General features: G+C 60.8%; 10 protein-coding genes, 2 tRNA genes and 1 other RNA gene. 11 read left to right on the top strand and 2 right to left on the bottom strand.

The genetic code is table 11. The features are described 5' to 3' along the window. Positions 1 to 34 precede the first annotated feature (34 nt). From RMR13_RS11725 to ssrA, 3 genes are all read left to right on the top strand, one after another. Entirely contained in the window at positions 35 to 1,867 is a 1,833-nt protein-coding gene (locus RMR13_RS11725) for a GspE/PulE family protein (protein WP_310600810.1), read from the top strand. A 74-nt stretch (positions 1,868 to 1,941) separates the two neighbouring features. Then, on the top strand, positions 1,942 to 2,397 hold the full coding sequence (smpB, locus tag RMR13_RS11720; protein WP_310600809.1) for an SsrA-binding protein SmpB: 456 nt from the start codon (positions 1,942 to 1,944) through the stop codon (positions 2,395 to 2,397). Positions 2,398 to 2,440: 43 nt separating this feature from the next. Then, positions 2,441 to 2,798: a transfer-messenger RNA gene (gene ssrA / locus RMR13_RS11715) on the top strand. Positions 2,799 to 3,024: 226 nt separating this feature from the next. Here the strand turns inward: ssrA and RMR13_RS11710 are convergent. Continuing rightward, a tRNA-Glu gene (locus RMR13_RS11710) sits at positions 3,025 to 3,102 on the bottom strand. Positions 3,103 to 3,119: 17 nt separating this feature from the next. Next, a tRNA-Lys gene (locus RMR13_RS11705) sits at positions 3,120 to 3,195 on the bottom strand. Between the two features lie 234 nt (positions 3,196 to 3,429). Here RMR13_RS11705 and rdgC point away from each other — a divergent pair. The 8 genes from rdgC to RMR13_RS11665 all read left to right on the top strand — a co-directional run bounded on the left by rdgC (position 3,430) and on the right by RMR13_RS11665 (position 15,871). After that, complete coding sequence (gene rdgC, locus RMR13_RS11700) at positions 3,430 to 4,035, top strand: recombination-associated protein RdgC (protein WP_310600808.1); 606 nt, start codon at positions 3,430 to 3,432, stop codon at positions 4,033 to 4,035. Between the two features lie 32 nt (positions 4,036 to 4,067). Continuing rightward, positions 4,068 to 5,792, top strand: a complete 1,725-nt coding sequence (locus RMR13_RS11695; RefSeq protein WP_310600807.1) for a tetratricopeptide repeat protein — start codon at positions 4,068 to 4,070, stop codon at positions 5,790 to 5,792. 36 nt (positions 5,793 to 5,828) lie between these two features. Then, entirely contained in the window at positions 5,829 to 6,374 is a 546-nt protein-coding gene (locus RMR13_RS11690) for a hypothetical protein (RefSeq protein ID WP_310600806.1), read from the top strand. 23 nt (positions 6,375 to 6,397) lie between these two features. Further along, on the top strand, positions 6,398 to 7,825 hold the full coding sequence (gene gatB / locus RMR13_RS11685; protein WP_310600805.1) for an Asp-tRNA(Asn)/Glu-tRNA(Gln) amidotransferase subunit GatB: 1,428 nt from the start codon (positions 6,398 to 6,400) through the stop codon (positions 7,823 to 7,825). 520 nt (positions 7,826 to 8,345) lie between these two features. After that, entirely contained in the window at positions 8,346 to 11,924 is a 3,579-nt protein-coding gene (locus tag RMR13_RS11680; RefSeq protein ID WP_310600804.1) for an ATP-binding protein, read from the top strand. A gap of 131 nt (positions 11,925 to 12,055) precedes the next feature. Further along, positions 12,056 to 12,793, top strand: coding sequence for a RadC family protein (gene radC, locus RMR13_RS11675; RefSeq protein WP_310600803.1), 738 nt, complete (start codon positions 12,056 to 12,058; stop codon positions 12,791 to 12,793). Further along, positions 12,793 to 13,944 (top strand): radical SAM family heme chaperone HemW, encoded by a 1,152-nt coding sequence (gene hemW / locus RMR13_RS11670; RefSeq protein ID WP_310600802.1) that lies wholly within the window; start codon positions 12,793 to 12,795, stop codon positions 13,942 to 13,944. The genes radC and hemW overlap by 1 nt, the downstream gene beginning before the upstream one ends. 310 nt (positions 13,945 to 14,254) lie before the next feature. Next, positions 14,255 to 15,871 (top strand): fumarate hydratase, encoded by a 1,617-nt coding sequence (locus RMR13_RS11665; protein WP_310600801.1) that lies wholly within the window; start codon positions 14,255 to 14,257, stop codon positions 15,869 to 15,871. The last annotated feature ends 34 nt before the right edge of the window (positions 15,872 to 15,905 follow it).

Raw genomic sequence — 15,905 nt, 5'->3', positions numbered from 1 at the left:
GTTTTGCTTTTGTCCCCTTCCCCCACCGGTGCCCATGTCTTTTCTCAATAGTGATACCCTGCTGGATGTACTTGTCAAAGAGCGGTTGCTTTCCGCCGAACAGCGGAAATTGGTTCTCCTGCACAAGGGGCGGCAGCGACAGAAACTGCTTAAGCAGCAAGGAGCCCGGCGGCAGGAGGAGGAAACCAAGCGGGACAAGGGCTTTCCCGACATGGTGGACATCATCGTTTCGCTCGAGCTGGAAAGCGCCGGGCCGCCCCCCGGACCGGTGACCGAGGAGCGAATCATCCAGGCTGTCAGCCACGCCCTCAAGATTCCCTTCAAAAAGCTCGATCCCCTTGAGCTGGACATGGACACGGTCACCAAGACGATCCCCCGGTCCTTTGCCGTCAACCACCTGATCCTGCCCGTGGGCCTCAACAACGGCATCCTCGACATTGTTACCTACCACCCCGATATTCATCCGGTGCTCGAGGATATCGAGCGGGTCAACCAGGTCAAAGTCCGGCCGTTTCTGTCCACCAGGACCGACATCAAGAAAATCCTGGCCGAGTTTTTCGGCTTCCAGCGCTCGATCACGGCCGCCGAGTCCCAGTTCGTCAGCAGCGGCTCATCCGCCACCGTCGACATCGGCAACCTCGAGCAGTACGTGCGCCTGGCCACGACCAAGGAGCTGAGTTCCACGGATCAGCACATCAAGGCGGCGGTCAACCACCTGTTCGTGTACGCCCTGGAGCAAAGGGCCAGCGACATCCACATCGAACCCAAGCGGGACAGTTGCCTGGTCCGGTTCCGGATCGACGGTGTCCTGCACACCATCTACAAACTGCCCAAGGCCGTGCATGCCGCCATTGTTTCGCGGATCAAGAGCCTAGCGAGGATGGACATCGCCGAAAAACGGCGGCCCCAGGACGGCCGGATCAAGATCGGTCGCCCGGGCGAGGGCGGCGGTGAGGCGGAACTCCGGGTCTCCACCGTTCCGGTCGCCTTTGGCGAGAAAGCGGTTATGCGCATCCTCAATCCCGAAGTCATCTTCCAGGATCTGGACCATCTCGGTTTTGCCCGGCGGGACAGGATCGTTTTCAACAGCTTCATGACCGCCGCCCACGGCATTGTCCTGGTCACCGGCCCGACCGGCAGCGGTAAGTCGACCACCCTGTACTCCACCCTCAAGCAGATCGCCTCGCCGGAAAAAAACATCGTCACCGTCGAGGACCCGGTGGAAATGGTCCACGAGGACTTCAATCAGATCGCGGTGCAATCGCAGATCGACGTCACCTTCTCCACCATCCTGCGCAACATCCTGCGCCAGGACCCGGACGTGATCATGATCGGCGAAATCCGCGACCTGGAAACCGCCACCCATGCCGTTCAGGCGGCCCTGACCGGACACCTGGTGTTCTCCACCCTCCACACCAACGACGCAGTCTCGACCATCGTCCGTCTGCAGGACCTGGGGCTCGAGCCCTTTCTCATCGCCTCGACCATGCTGGGCGCCCTGGCCCAGCGGCTGGTGCGGCGCAACTGTCCCCACTGCATTGAGCCTTACAAGGTGGATGGCGCGGGTCTGCGCAAACTCGGCTTTCCGGTCGGCAACCAGGAACTGGTCGAGCTGAAAAAGGGCAAGGGATGCCTCCAATGCCGCAATACCGGTTATTTGGGGCGGATCGGCATTTTCGAGGTGTTCCCGATGTCGGACCAGATGAAAAAACTGATAGCCGCCAAGGCCAACGGCATGGAACTGCGGCAGATGGCCATCCGGGAGGGCATGACCACTTTGCGCGAGGATGCTTGGCGGAAGGTTTTGGCCGGACTGACCACTGTGGAGGAGGTGCTGCGGGTGACCGGAGAAACCGAGGCGGGATGATTTTTTCCTGGCGTTCGGGTCAACACTCCCTATAGTGTTGCGGCGAAACGGGAATAAGGAGCGAGCGGCAAAACATGGGACAGAAAATCGTCAGCAAAAACAAAAAAGCCTTTCACGACTACCATATCGAGCAGACCTTCGAGGCCGGCATGGTGCTCAGTGGGCCGGAGGTCAAGTCGCTGCGTGCCGGCAAGGTGAATCTCCGCGACGGCTATGCCCAGCTCAAGGACGGCGAGGTTTTTCTGTACAATGTCCACATTTCGCCCTACTCCTACGCCACCCATATCGACCAGGATCCTCTTCGGGTCCGGAAGCTGCTGATGCATCGACGCGAGATCCGCAAGCTCATCGGCAAACTCCACGAGAAAGGCATTGCGCTGATCCCACTCAAGATTTATTTTATTGAAAATGGTAAGGCCAAGGTCGAACTGGCTTTGGCCCGCGGCAAAAAACTCTACGACAAACGGGCGGCACTCAAGGAGAGGGAGTCGAATCGGGAAATGGAACGCTCCATGCGCCATGACGACTGATTCCTGCATGCCGGCCGGCACATCACCTTTGACGCACATCGATGGGGGCGAAACGGATTCGACGGGGATATTGAAGCTTGTTGTTGCATGCCGAGTTTCTGTCAGCTCGTAAAATTGGCGGAATTAAATATAATCGCAGACGATTATAACTACGCACTGGCAGCTTAACCTGCCATGCCGTTCCACCGGCTTTCGCCTGTAAGGCCGGATTCGGAGCGTCGACTTCACAGGCTGGTTGTCCGTGCATGCCTGGGGCACGGATGACGAGATTTTTCAGGCTGGCAACCGACTATCCCGGTTCCGGGTGAGAAGCGGATGCGAGACATAATCCCGGAACTACGCATGTAGAGACACGAGGGGAGAATTTTCGGACCCGGGTTCAACTCCCGGCGCCTCCACCATTTTTTACAACCCGCTGTTATGGCTACGAGAAACACTCGAGCTGTCAGCGGGTTTTCTTTTTGTGGCCATTACCACGACGGCTCGCCATATTCACTCCTCGATTCTGACAATCGAGAGGTTCTTGATGTCCTGCCGGGTTTAAGCGATTCTACAAACAAAAACGCCTTGAAAGCGCATCACTTTCAAGGCGTCTGTATCAGCGGGTAGCTAACTGGCTGAAATATTTGGCGTCCCCAACCGGATTTGAACCGGTGTTGCCGACGTGAAAGGCCGGTGTCCTGGACCTGGCTAGACGATGGGGACTAAATTTGATCGCATAATGGTGGGTCGTGCGCGACTCGAACGCGCGACTCTCTGCTTAAAAGGCAGATACTCTACCGACTGAGTTAACGACCCTTAACTTCGAGAGCATCTCTCTACTAATTTCTCTTTGGCGTGTCAATGAAAAATGGCGATCGAAACCTGATTTTTGCCCGCCGCGCCAAGTCGTCCCGCTCCGGCCGCAACGAATCTTTCTCCACATTTCCTTATGGTCTCGCGGCGGGTTTGCGAGTACAATCTTCTTCCTACAATCGATTTGATCGGACGGAATACGTCTTGTCCGTTATTCATTATGGAGTTCGAGAAGCTATGGGGTTGCTGACAGGGTCGGCGTCGCTGACACGGTTTTCGGTGGTGGGCGAACTGCCCGCCTCTTTCTGGGATGTTGCGAGCCAACGGATCGCGGCCTTGAGTTTTCGGGATATCGACGACACCATGGACGAGTATTCCATTGGCTGGGTGTCGGTCGCCGACATGTTCGATGCCGGTTTTGCCTACAGTTCCTATGCCGCCGGCGATTACATCGCCCTGACCATGCGGGTGGACGAACGCAAGGTGGCACCGGCGGTGCTCAAGAAATTTGTCATGAAGGAGGAAGAGCGGATCAAGCGGGAGAAGCAGATTCCGCGGCTTGCGCGGGCGGCCAGAATGGAAATCAAGGAGCGCGTCCGGGCAGAATTGATCCGCAATGCCCCGGCCGTGCCGGCAACCTATGATTTATGCTGGAATCTTGCCGACAGCACCCTCCTCTTTTTTTCGACCAGCAAAAAGGCCATGGCCCTGCTTGAAGACCTGTTCAAGGAAACCTTCAATCTGTCGCTGATTCTGCAGATCCCGTGGCTGACGGGCCAGCACTTGGCCGAAGGGGACGCCTTGGATCATTACGAGGCCATGCGACCCGCCATCCTGCTTTAGCCGGACGCCAGTCCCTAATCAATGGAGGAGAAATGAACGGCTCGATACTTGGGGCGCTTCTTGTCGTCGCCTTGCTCGCGGCGTACCTGGTGTGGAAAACGCGAACCGGACGCAAGCGAGCCGCCATGCGTACCGATCCCGAGTCGATACCAGCCGCCGCCCCCCAGGAATTGACCGGCGAACCGGCTGCAACTCCGGAGCAGTCGCCGGTGCGGGATGATGCCGGGGTATCCTCGCCCTTGGCCGAGGCGGCAATGCCGCCGCTCGAAGTGGAGAGCGGAGGCAAACCCGCCCTGGCAGACGAACTAACCGCCCCCCCGCAGCCAGAGATCGACGAGGGCGAACCCACTCCTGTTGCCGCACCGATTGTCCCGGAACAGGAGGAGATGCAGCTGGCGGCCGAATCGACCGAGGCCGTTGTTGCACAGGCCGCCGTAGACGAAGAACCGGCTGAACAGCCGGCCGGCGAGGCGATCGTGGCGGAAGAACCGAGCACCGCCACGATCCAGGCGACATCCGACGCACCGACAATTCGCCTCAGTCTGGATGCCTACGCAAGCCGCATGAACGGCCTGGAGGATCGGCAACGCACTTTACTGACCCAGGCCATTGCCGATCGGGACGAAGAATTGCGCGACAGATTGCAGCGCGAGCTGGTGGTCATGAACGACAGGCTGGCCCTGATCGCGGACAGCCACGCCGAGGAAGTCGCCTGCTTGCAGCGGGTTCTGGACACTCTGCTTCAATTACGCCGGGAGTCGGGGACACAACCGGCCCTGGAGGGAGCGGTCGCCGACCTGTGCGGCGGCAATGCCGAACCCGCGGCAGCATGCCTGGCCGAATGGGGCGGGCAGCCGCCCGCCATGGCTGGCAAAATCGCCTTCTGCAGGGGGCAGCTGGCCGAATGCCGGGTCGATTTGCAGCAGGCGCTGGACCAGTACCGGCAGGCAGTCGCCCTGGAGCCGGATGATTGGTGCGGTCTGCAGGCTGCCGGCCGGGTGGCGCGCACGCTCTACAATTACAAAGAAGCCATTCCCTGGCTGGAATCGCTGGTGCGCCTGGCCCGGAAGAGCAGCGCTGACGATCCCCTGGCCCTGGCGCTGGCCCAACGGGAACTGGCGTACACCCATGTCCTTGCCGGTCAACATCAGAAGGCCGGGCCGCTGTACAAGGAGTCCATGACGGCCTTGGCCAGAAAACTGGGCCAAGACCATCACGAGCTGGCCACCTGCTGGTTCCAGATCGGCGAATTGCAGGAGACGCTGGGCGAGTACGACAAGGCGGTGTCTCTGTACCGGAAGGCCCTGGCGATTGTCGAAAAGCAAAAAGGCGCGGAACATCCCGCCCTGGCCGCCATTCTCGACAAGCTGGCGGCCCTGTGCACGGAGCTGGAAATGGAAACCGAGGCGGTATCTTTGTACGAGCGGCTGGTCCGCATCCAGGAAAAAACGCTGCGCCCCAACCATTTGCAACTGGCCATCAGCCTCAACAACCTGGGCGAATCCTATCGCCTCGTGGGGCGGTACGGGGAAGCCGAATCTTGCTACCAAAAAATCCTGGCAATCCACGAGGCGACCTACGGCCCGGACCACCCCAGCGTGGCCGCCGTGCTGCAGGAGTTGGCCAAGCTGCATGGCAACCTGCGCCATCCCGAGGAGGCCAGGCAATACCAGCAACGGGCCGCGGCCATTTTTCAAAAAAGTGTCGAGGCCCAGCAAAAAAAGGGCAGCGAAGAGTCGCTGACCTTGGAGCTCTAACCCGAAAGCGGCACGCAACGAACGGAAGAATCACACATGGATCTTGTCGATCTCATTCAAGAAAAGCGATTTGTTGGCCAGGAGTTTCTTGCCTGGCTATGGTATAAATCAGAAGAGCGCGGCGGCAGCGTCGAAGTACCTGGACGGGGCGATGTCCAGGTGGTATTCGAGAAGCACATGCTACTCGAATACGGCGAGGGCGAGGCCAACGAAAAGGTTATCTGCCGCGGTCTGCAAACCGAACTCAAGGAAGCGCGGGCCGGGCTCGGGCTGGCCAAGAAACCCGAACAGGCCCGCGTCCGCCTGGCCTGGGGCGAATACGAATTCAGCGTCACCCTGACCGCGGCGACCTTCGAATTCCGCAACATCCGCCTACCCAAGACCGCCGGGGCCGACGAGGACGACGGCCGGGCCGAAAGCCTGGAAGGCCGCATCCTGGAGCGGATAGCACTGATCGAGCATCTGACCCGGCTGGTCGACGACCTGTTCCGCATGTTCATCAATATCAGGGCGTCAACGCTCTGGAACGAAGAATTGCTCAAGATCCGCGCCTGGATCAACGCTGGCGTCCAAGCCGCATAACCTCTGCCGCGAACAGTATTCCCATGGAATTTGAAACCGTGATCGGGCTGGAAATCCATGCCCAGATGAAGACCAAAAGCAAGATTTTCTGCGGTTGCTCCACCGAATTCGGCGCGCCGCCCAATACCCAGACCTGTCCGGTCTGCCTGGGCATGCCCGGCTCGCTGCCGGTACTCAACCGCAAGGTGGTGGAATCGGCGATCAAGCTGGGCTTGGCCACCGATTCGACCCTCAACCGAGAAAACCGGTTTGCCCGCAAGAACTATTTCTACCCCGATCTGCCCAAGGGCTACCAAATATCCCAATTCGAACTGCCCATCTGCGAACACGGCCAGCTGGAGATCGAGGTGGAGGGCCAGGCGCCCAAAACCATCGGCATCACCCGCATTCACATGGAAGAAGATGCCGGCAAGCTGGTGCACGACGACCGCGAACCGTTCAGTTATGTCGACCTCAACCGCACCGGCACCCCGCTGCTGGAGATCGTCTCCGAGCCGGACCTGCGCTCGCCCGAGGAAGCGGCCGCCTATCTCAAGAAACTGCACGCCCTTGTCCGCTACCTCGACATCTGCGACGGCAACATGCAGGAGGGCAGTTTCCGCTGCGATGCCAACATTTCCCTGCGGCCCCGAGGCCAGGAGGAATACGGCATCCGCACCGAGCTGAAAAACATGAACTCGTTTCGCAACGTGCAGCTGGCGCTGGAATACGAGGAGCGGCGGCAACGCGACATCCTCCTCGAGGGCGGCCAGGTGGTGCAGCAAACCCTGCTGTGGGATGCGGATCACGGCCGGACCGAGTCGATGCGCGGCAAGGAGGAAGCCCACGATTACCGGTATTTCCCGGACCCCGACCTGATTCCGGTGGTACTCGACGAGACCTGGATCGAGCGGGTGCACGCCGAGTTGCCCGAACTGCCGGACAAACGGCGGCAGCGCTTTGCCAGCCAGTTCGAGTTGACCGATTACGATGCGGCCATTCTCACCGGCTCCCGCGAGTTGGCCGATTTTTTCGAAACCGCCCTCCAGGAGTTCGCCAACGCCAAGAAGCTCGCCAATTTTATCGGCACCGAGCTGTTGCGCGACTACGGCCCGGAGCGAATCGGCGAGTGCCCGGTCAAGCCGGGCCAATTGGCCCGCTTGCTCAAAATGACCGAGGAAGGGGCGATTTCCGGCAAGATCGCCAAGACGGTCTTTGGCGAAATGCTCACCAGCGGTGCCGATCCGGAGGCTGTCGTCGAGGCCAAGGGGCTGGTGCAGATGAGCGACGAGGGCCAGCTGGTTGCACTGGTGCGGGAGATCCTGGCCGCCAATCCGGACCAGGTGCAGCAGTTCCGCGAGGGCAAGGCCAAGGTGATGGGGTTCTTCGTCGGCCAGCTGATGCAAAAGACCAAGGGTCAGGCCAACCCGCAGCTGGCCAACAAGCTTTTCCAGCAGGAATTGGGCAATTAGGCGGGCTCCGGCCGGTGCCCCGGCCGGCCGCGGCGAAGAACGGATACGCGCTTTTGTCTGGAGACGAAACAACCAAGCGCGGGTCTTTTCCGGAAACGACAGTCATGTCACTGCATCAGGAACCGAACCGACGCTCCCGTCTTTGAACGGGTGCGGCAGGCCGACTCCCGATCATTCCACTTTCCCGGCTTGGCCCACCGAAAAACCGGCGCCACCGGAACTCGGCCGGTGCTGGCCTCGACACTGTTGCCCTGTGCGCGATGCCAGCTGCAATCATTGATATCGTCGCCAAAGCTGCACTACGCATTTTTGTTGATGCAAATCCGGATTTTCCTACCGATAAGCAATGAATAAAAAAAACATTGCTGCAACGCTAAAAGCCATTTCTGGCGGCGGGGCCGTGTCGACAGTGCGAGGGAGCTGACGATTCTTTGAGTATTTGGTTGAAATTATAGCGTCTTGATTTTAATTTGCTTTTGAAATTATTGCTGTCTCTTACCGAACCAGGTATGTGCACCCCATGACCGAGTCAAAACAACCGCCCCGCAGCCTCGAGCTGCCGCCTTCTCCCGGACAATCAGCCGTCAAGACCGGTTGGTTCGGCATGCGGGAAAAGCTGATTCTTCTTTTTGTCGTCATCAAGGTCCTGCCGTTGATTGGCTTGATGTTCGTGGCCGACCGACAGGTAAGCCAGCTTGGCGAGGCGTTCATCGACAAATCGAACGAAGTGGTGCGCACCACTCAGGACCTGGTGAACCAGACCGGCGCCCTGGCCACCGAAAGCTCCATCCGGGCCCTGGATCTCAAATCCAGGGAGGCCATCGAACGGCTCACCACCAATCTGGCCAGGCAGGTGGCGGATTTTCTCTATGCCAGGGATGACAATATCATCCAGGCCTCGGCCTTGCCGGTCAACGAGGAAGCCTACCGAAAATTCGTCTCGGTCTATAAAAAAGAGGTCGTGCGCCCCCACGAGTGGGTGCTCAACAAGGAGCAGACGGCCTGGGTGCCCAAGGAGCCGCCGGCTCCCCTCGATACGCCTGCCCAGGTGCCCTACGGCGCGCCGGACAACGAAAAGGACTTTCATTACAGTCCGCCCGACCGCCCCGGCATCCGCACCATGCAGCCGCTCTACCACGAGATGACGTTTTTCGATCTCGCCGGTCAGGAAAAAATCAAGATCTCGCTGACCAAGGTGCTGCCGCCGGATTTGCGCAATATCTCGCACCGGGAAAACACCTGGTGCAAGGCGGAAGATTACTTTGCGGAAGCGCAAAAGCTGAAGGAAGGGGAAATCTATGTCTCCAAGGTGATCGGCCCGTATGTGCCGTCACCGATTGTCGGCGTGTACACGCCTGCCGCGGCCGAGAAGCGCGGCATCCCCTTCGAACCCGAAAAAGCAGGCTACGCCGGCAAGGAAAATCCGGTGGGCAAGCGTTTTCAGGGGCTGGTGCGCTGGGTTGCCCCGGTTTTCAAGGATGGAAAGAAAGTCGGCTATGTCTCGCTGGCCCTTGACCACACCCACCTCAAAGAGTTCACCGACCACGTCCTGCCCACCGAGGAACGTTTCTCCGCCATCGCCGACGCCGGCAGCGGCAACTACGCCTTTATCTGGGATTACCTGGGCCGCAGCATCTGCCATCCCCGCGACCATTCCATCGTCGGCTACGACCCGAACACCGGCGAGGAGACCCTGCCCTGGATCAGTTCCGAGCTTCTGCCCATCTGGGAAGCAGCCAACGGCGTATTCAGCGCTTTTGAGAAAACCGCGCCCCAATACCTGGAGCAGACCAACAAGAAAAAGCCGGTTTCCGCCTTTACCAAGGCCGGTTTTGTCGGCCTGGATTGCCGCTACCTCAATTTCGCCCCCCAATGCAGCGGCTGGATGTCGCTGACCCAGCACGGCGGCTCAGGCTCGTTTGTCATCCTCTGGACCGGCCTGTGGAAACTCACCACCGCAGCCTCCATACCGTATTATACCGGCATCTACGGCGCGAGTCCGCGAGGATTCGGCTTTGTCACCATCGGCGCGGACATCAACGAATTTCACCGGGCGGCCACGGAGACCTCCGAGCGGCTCGGGGTCATCACCAAGGAATACGAAAACACCCTGGCCGAGGACCAGAAGAAGACGCTGACCACCATCCGGAACTCGGTCGAGGAAACCGGCTGGACCCTGACCATCTCCACCCTGGTGATGATCGTCTTGGTCATCGGAGTTGCCATCTGGATCGCCTCCAGCATGACCAAACGGCTGACCGATCTCATCCGCGCGGTGGGCCGTTTCAAATCCGGCGATCTTTCCTCCCGCCTGCCCGTTGCCAACCGCGACGAGATGGGCCAGTTGGGGACGGCGCTCAACGAAATGGCCGACCAACTGCAAAAATCCATCGCCGTCTACCAGGACGCCAAGCAGCGGGCCGAGGAATCGGACAAGGAAAAAAGCCTTTTCCTGGCCAACATGAGCCACGAAATCCGCACGCCCATGAACGCCATCATCGGCATGACCTCGCTGGCGCAAAAGGCGAAAAACGAGGAACAACGGCGCTTCCTGTTGAAAACGGTGGCCATTTCCGCGGAAAACCTGTTGCGGCTTTTGGATGACATCCTCGATTTTTCCAAAATGGAGGCCGGCCAGCTGCAACTCTGCGTCGGGCCGTTCAATTTGCGTTCACTGCTGGAGAGCATTCTTTCCATCATGAACGTGCCGGCCATGGAAAAGGGCTTGAAGTTGTGGCTCAACGAACCGTCGTCTTCATTGCCGCCTCTGTTCATCGGCGATGAAATGCGCCTGCGGCAGATTTTGCTCAACCTGGTCGGCAATGCCGTCAAATTCACCCCGGAAGGATCGATTTCCATCTCGGTCAGCCAGGATGAGGCGGAGGATTCCGGCGGCGGGGCTCTGCATTTTATCGTTTCCGACACCGGCATCGGCATTCCCCAGGAAAAACTCGACAGCGTGTTCAACCGGTTCGAGCAGGTCGATTCCTCCTATTCCCGCCAATACAGCGGCACCGGTCTCGGCCTGGCGATCTCCAAACAGCTCGTCGGCCTGATGGGCGGACGCATCTGGGCGGACAGCATGGTGAATGTCGGCACCTCGTTCCACGTCGTCATCCCCTCCGAACCGGCCAAAGAGGAAGACCTCGCCGCCCGGCCCTCCACCCTGGACCAGATCCACTCCATCCAGGGCTTGCGGATTCTGGTGGTGGACGACAACCAGATGAACCGGGATGTGGCGCGCATGATGCTGGAGGAAAGCCATCAGGTGACGACCGCCAATAACGGTCTCGAAGCCATGTCGACCCTGGCGGACAGCGCCTTCGACCTGATTCTCATGGATGTGCAAATGCCGCGCATGGACGGCATCACCGCCACCGAGGCCATCCGCGATATCGAGCGGGGGGCCGATCCGGCCAAGGCCGTCCCGACCGCCCTGGTCGAGATTCTGCGCGGTAAATTGGGGGGCGGCCACATTCCGATCGTCGCCATGACCGCCCACGCCATGAGCGAGGACCGGGAAAAATGCCTGCAGGCCGGCATGGACGCTTATGTCAGCAAACCCTTTAAATATCAGTCACTTATAGCAACGCTCGCCGATTTACTCCCCCGGATAGAATCACAGCAGCGTTTCCACGGTATCGTTCCGGCACGGCACGCTTCGGCGGCCTCCCCGGATATGCCCACGGGGCAGGATACTCCGCCGGCGGAGTCCCCCCTCCCACCCGATTCGCCGGAACCTGCCCAACCTCAGGAGGAGATAATGAAAAGCGGCACGGAACTGGCGGCGGAAATAGCTCGCAGCATCAAGGAATCGACCCGTTTGCCCGATGCTCAGGTCGCGAAACTGGTCGATTCGGCCCGCCGAAGCCTGAACGAATACCTCGATCTGGCCGACAAGGCATTGGCCGAACAGAACCAGAAGGACCTGAACCTGGCCTGCCACACCATCAAAGGTATGATCCAGCAGTGCGGCCTGGTCGAGTTGGGCCAGGAGGCACAGGCCATGTACGATAAGGTGCGCAACGAGGAAGACTATCCCTGCGCCGAAACCCTGGCCCGGATTCGCGGGGAACTGTCCGGATTTTTGAAGATGTGAGGCTGCGTGCGCCCGCGCTCTCCCGCTCGACGTGGCGGCGCGGGCCTCGTGACGGCCATCCGGGCAAAGGAGCGGTTACGTCCATGACGACGCCTTGACCGCTCGGCCGCAACTTTCGACAAGGAACACCTTTGCACAAGAGCGACTGGCAGGAAAAGGGCGAGGGCCATCGACAGCGGCTTCGTGACAAGTTCCTCGGCCAGGGCATCGACGCCTTCACCGACAGCGAGATCATCGAGCTGCTGCTGACCTTCGGTACCCCGCGCTCCGACTGCAAGGAGGCGGCCCGAGCGGCGCTTGCCCAATTCAAAACCCTGCCCGCGGTCCTCGACGCCGCCCCGGACGAGTTACAGCGGATCAAGGGTATGGGCCCCAAGAACATCTTTGCCCTCCGCTTCATCCAAGGGGTGGCCCGACGCTACCTCCGCCAGCGCATCGTCGGCAAGCACTATGTCCGTTCTTCCCGCGAGGTGGCCGATTATCTGATCCATTCCATGCGCGGGTTGCAGCACGAAGTGCTTACCGTGATCTTTCTCGACGCCGCCCATGGGATCATCGATTCGGCGGTGGTGGCCGAGGGTACGGTCAGCTCCAACACCGTCTACCCCCGCGAACTGGTCAAGGCCGCCCTGACCCGCAACGCCAGCGCCCTCATTCTCGCCCACAACCACCCTTCCGGCAACCTGAGCCCCTCCCGCCAGGACGAGGAGCTGACCCGCTCGCTCCACCTGGTCTGCTCGTTCATGCACATCCGGCTTCTCGACCACCTGATCATCGGCAGCGGCGACCAGGTCTACAGTTTTGTCGACCAGGGGATCATGGGGCGCATCCGCGAGGATTGCCGCCGCCTGCTCGACCGGGTCGGCTGATGGAGCTTGCCGCCAGCGCCGGGCTCTACGTGCATGTGCCCTTTTGCCGGCGCAAATGTCCGTATTGCAGCTTTCATTCCTTTCCCCCGCAGCCCGGCGACATCGCCCGATTTCTGGCCGCGATCCAGGCACAGATGCGCCTGGCCGCCACCCTGCCCGAGGTGCGGGCGCTTACCTTTGCCACCGTGTTCTTCGGCGGCGGCACGCCGTCGCTGCTTCCGGTTGAGCCCCTGGCCGGCCTGCTGGCCGAGGCGCGCCGCCTGTTTGCCTTTACTGTTGAGGAGCCGGAAATCTCCGTCGAGGTCAACCCCGGCACCGTCGATGCGGCGGGCCTGACGCATTTGCGCCGGGCCGGCTTCAACCGGCTGTCCGTGGGCGTGCAATCGTTGGACGATGCGGAACTGCGCCTGCTCGGCCGCATCCATCGCGGCGCCGAGGCCCTGGAGGTGATTGCGGCGGCCCGTGGAGCTGGATTTGCCAATCTCAGCTTCGACCTGATGTACGGCTTGCCCGGCCAAACGGTCGAGGCCTGGCAGGCCACCCTGGACCGGGCCATGGCGCTGGCCCCGGTCCACTTGTCGATGTACGAACTGACCGTCGAGCAGGGCACGCCCTTTGCCCTGGCCGCCGGACGGGGAGATTGGCGGCTGCCCGGCGAGGACGAGATCCTGGCGATGATGGCCGCCATCGACTCGACCGTCGGCGCCAGCGACCTGCAACGCTACGAGATTTCCAACTATGCCACGGCCGGCAGCCAGTGCCGGCACAATCTCAATTACTGGCGTAACGGCTGTTACCTGGGATTGGGGCCGGGGGCGGTCTCCGCCCTGAAGGGCGAACGGCGGCTGGCGGTGGCCGACCTGGAGGCCTTTTGCCGCACCGTGGCGGCTGGCTCGCCGGGATGGTGCGAGAGCGAACGGCTCGACCGGGAAGCCGCCTTTCGCGAAACAGTGGTCATGGGCCTGCGGATGACGGCCGGCGTGGAGCTGGCCGAACTCAGGCAACGGTTCGGCATCGATTTGCCCGAATATTACGGCCCGACCCTCGCCCGCCTCCTTGACCGGCACCTGCTCGTCCTGCGCGACGGCCGGCTGTTCCTCAGCGCCAGGGGATTGCCGCTGGCCAATCAAGTAATGGCGGAACTGGTCTAGCGCACCCCGTTTTTCGGCCAAAACAATCACTAAATGCGGCAATTACCCGCCGTTCCCGTCTTGCCTTTGTCGCCGGTGCAGGGTAAAAGATACGGTTGAACATTTGTCCGGCCCGCTGTTCGTCGTGCCAGCGGACGGCTTTCGCCCCGGCGGAGGCCCTGGCGCGAAGACGGCCCAGGATTTCGGGATGCCGGCCGCGCACTACTGCCGCATCCCCTGGACCGCAACAGCCGTGCGTTGTTTGTCTGTCGGGAGGCCCGGTTCAGCCGGTCCCTTATCGTCGTCTTTTCACTCAACAAGGAGCATGATTATGGCAGGTTTTGTGTATCAGGATCCCTTTCCGCTCGGTCAGGATGACACCAAGTTCCGGCTGCTGGAAGGTTCCCAGAAGTATGTCGCCACCGACACCTTCAACGGCCAGGAAGTCCTCAAAGTCGATCCCGAAGGCTTGAAAGTCCTGGCCAACCAGGCCATGCGCGAAGTGTCGTTCCGCCTGCGCCCGGCCCACAACGAGCAGGTGGCGAAGATTTTCGCCGATCCCGAAGCCTCGCGCAACGACAAGGAAGTGGCCCATGCCATGCTGCGCAACGCCGAGGTGGCGGCCAGCTATGTGCTGCCGATCTGCCAGGATACCGGCACGGCTTGCGTCGTGGCCAAGAAGGGACAAAATGTCTGGACCGGCTGCGACGACGCCGAGATGATCTCCGCCGGCGTCTACACCACCTACACCGAGGAAAACCTGCGCTATTCCCAGAACGCGGCGCTGACCATGTACGACGAGGTCAACACCAAGACCAACCTGCCGGCCCAGATCGACATCTACGCCACCAAGGGCGGCGAGTACAAATTCCTCTTCCTGGCCAAGGGCGGCGGCAGCGGCAACAAGACCTATCTCTATCAGGAGACCAAGGCCCTGCTCAACCCCGGCACCCTGAAGAAATTCCTGGTGGAAAAGATGAAAACCCTGGGCACGGCCGCCTGTCCGCCCTACCACATCGCCTTTGTCATCGGCGGCACCTCGGCCGAGACCTGCCTCAAGACCGTGAAACTGGCTTCGGCCAAGTACCTGGACCACCTACCCACCAGCGGCAATGAGCTGGGCCGCTCCTTCCGCGATCTGGAACTGGAGCAAGAACTGCTGGTCGAGGCCCAGAAACTCGGCCTCGGCGCCCAGTTCGGCGGCAAATACTTTGCCCACGACATCCGCGTCGTCCGCATGTCCCGCCACGGCGCCTCCTGTCCGGTGGGCATGGGCGTTTCCTGTTCGGCCGACCGCAACATCAAGGCCAAGATCAACAAGGAAGGCCTGTGGATCGAGCAGATGGACGACAATCCCGGCCGTCTGATTCCGGCGGAATACCGCAACCGTACCGGCGGCCATTCGGTGAAGATCGACCTCAACCAGCCCATCGCCAAGGTGCTGGCCGAGCTGACCAAATACCCGGTTTCCACCGTCCTGTCCCTGACCGGCACCATCATCGTCGGCCGCGACATCGCCCACGCCAAGTGGAAAGAGCTGCTCGACGCCGGCAAGCCGCTGCCCGACTATCTGAAGAACCATCCGGTCTACTATGCCGGCCCGGCCAAGACCCCGCCCGGCAAGCCCTCCGGCTCCTTCGGCCCGACCACGGCCGGCCGCATGGACAGCTATGTCGACCTGTTCCAGGCCAACGGCGGCTCGATGGTGATGATCGCCAAGGGCAACCGCTCGCAGCAGGTCACCGACGCCTGCAAGAAGCACGGCGGCTTCTACCTCGGCTCCATCGGCGGCCCGGCCGCCTTGCTGGCCGAGGAGAACATCAAGAAGGTCGAGTGCATCGACTATCCCGAACTGGGCATGGAAGCTGTCTGGAAGATCGAGGTGGTCGACTTCCCGGCCTTCATCCTGGTGGACGACAAGGGCAACGACTTCTTCAAGAGCCTTTGATCGATAACACGTCGCCCGTTGGCGCCGCGCCCAC

Origin of the sequence: Desulfobulbus sp., assembly GCF_031547805.1 — a bacterium.
Lineage (GTDB): Bacteria > Desulfobacterota > Desulfobulbia > Desulfobulbales > Desulfobulbaceae > Desulfobulbus.
The sequence above is the reverse complement of the archived record's forward strand: the minus strand, read 5'-3'. Positions and strand labels throughout refer to the sequence as shown.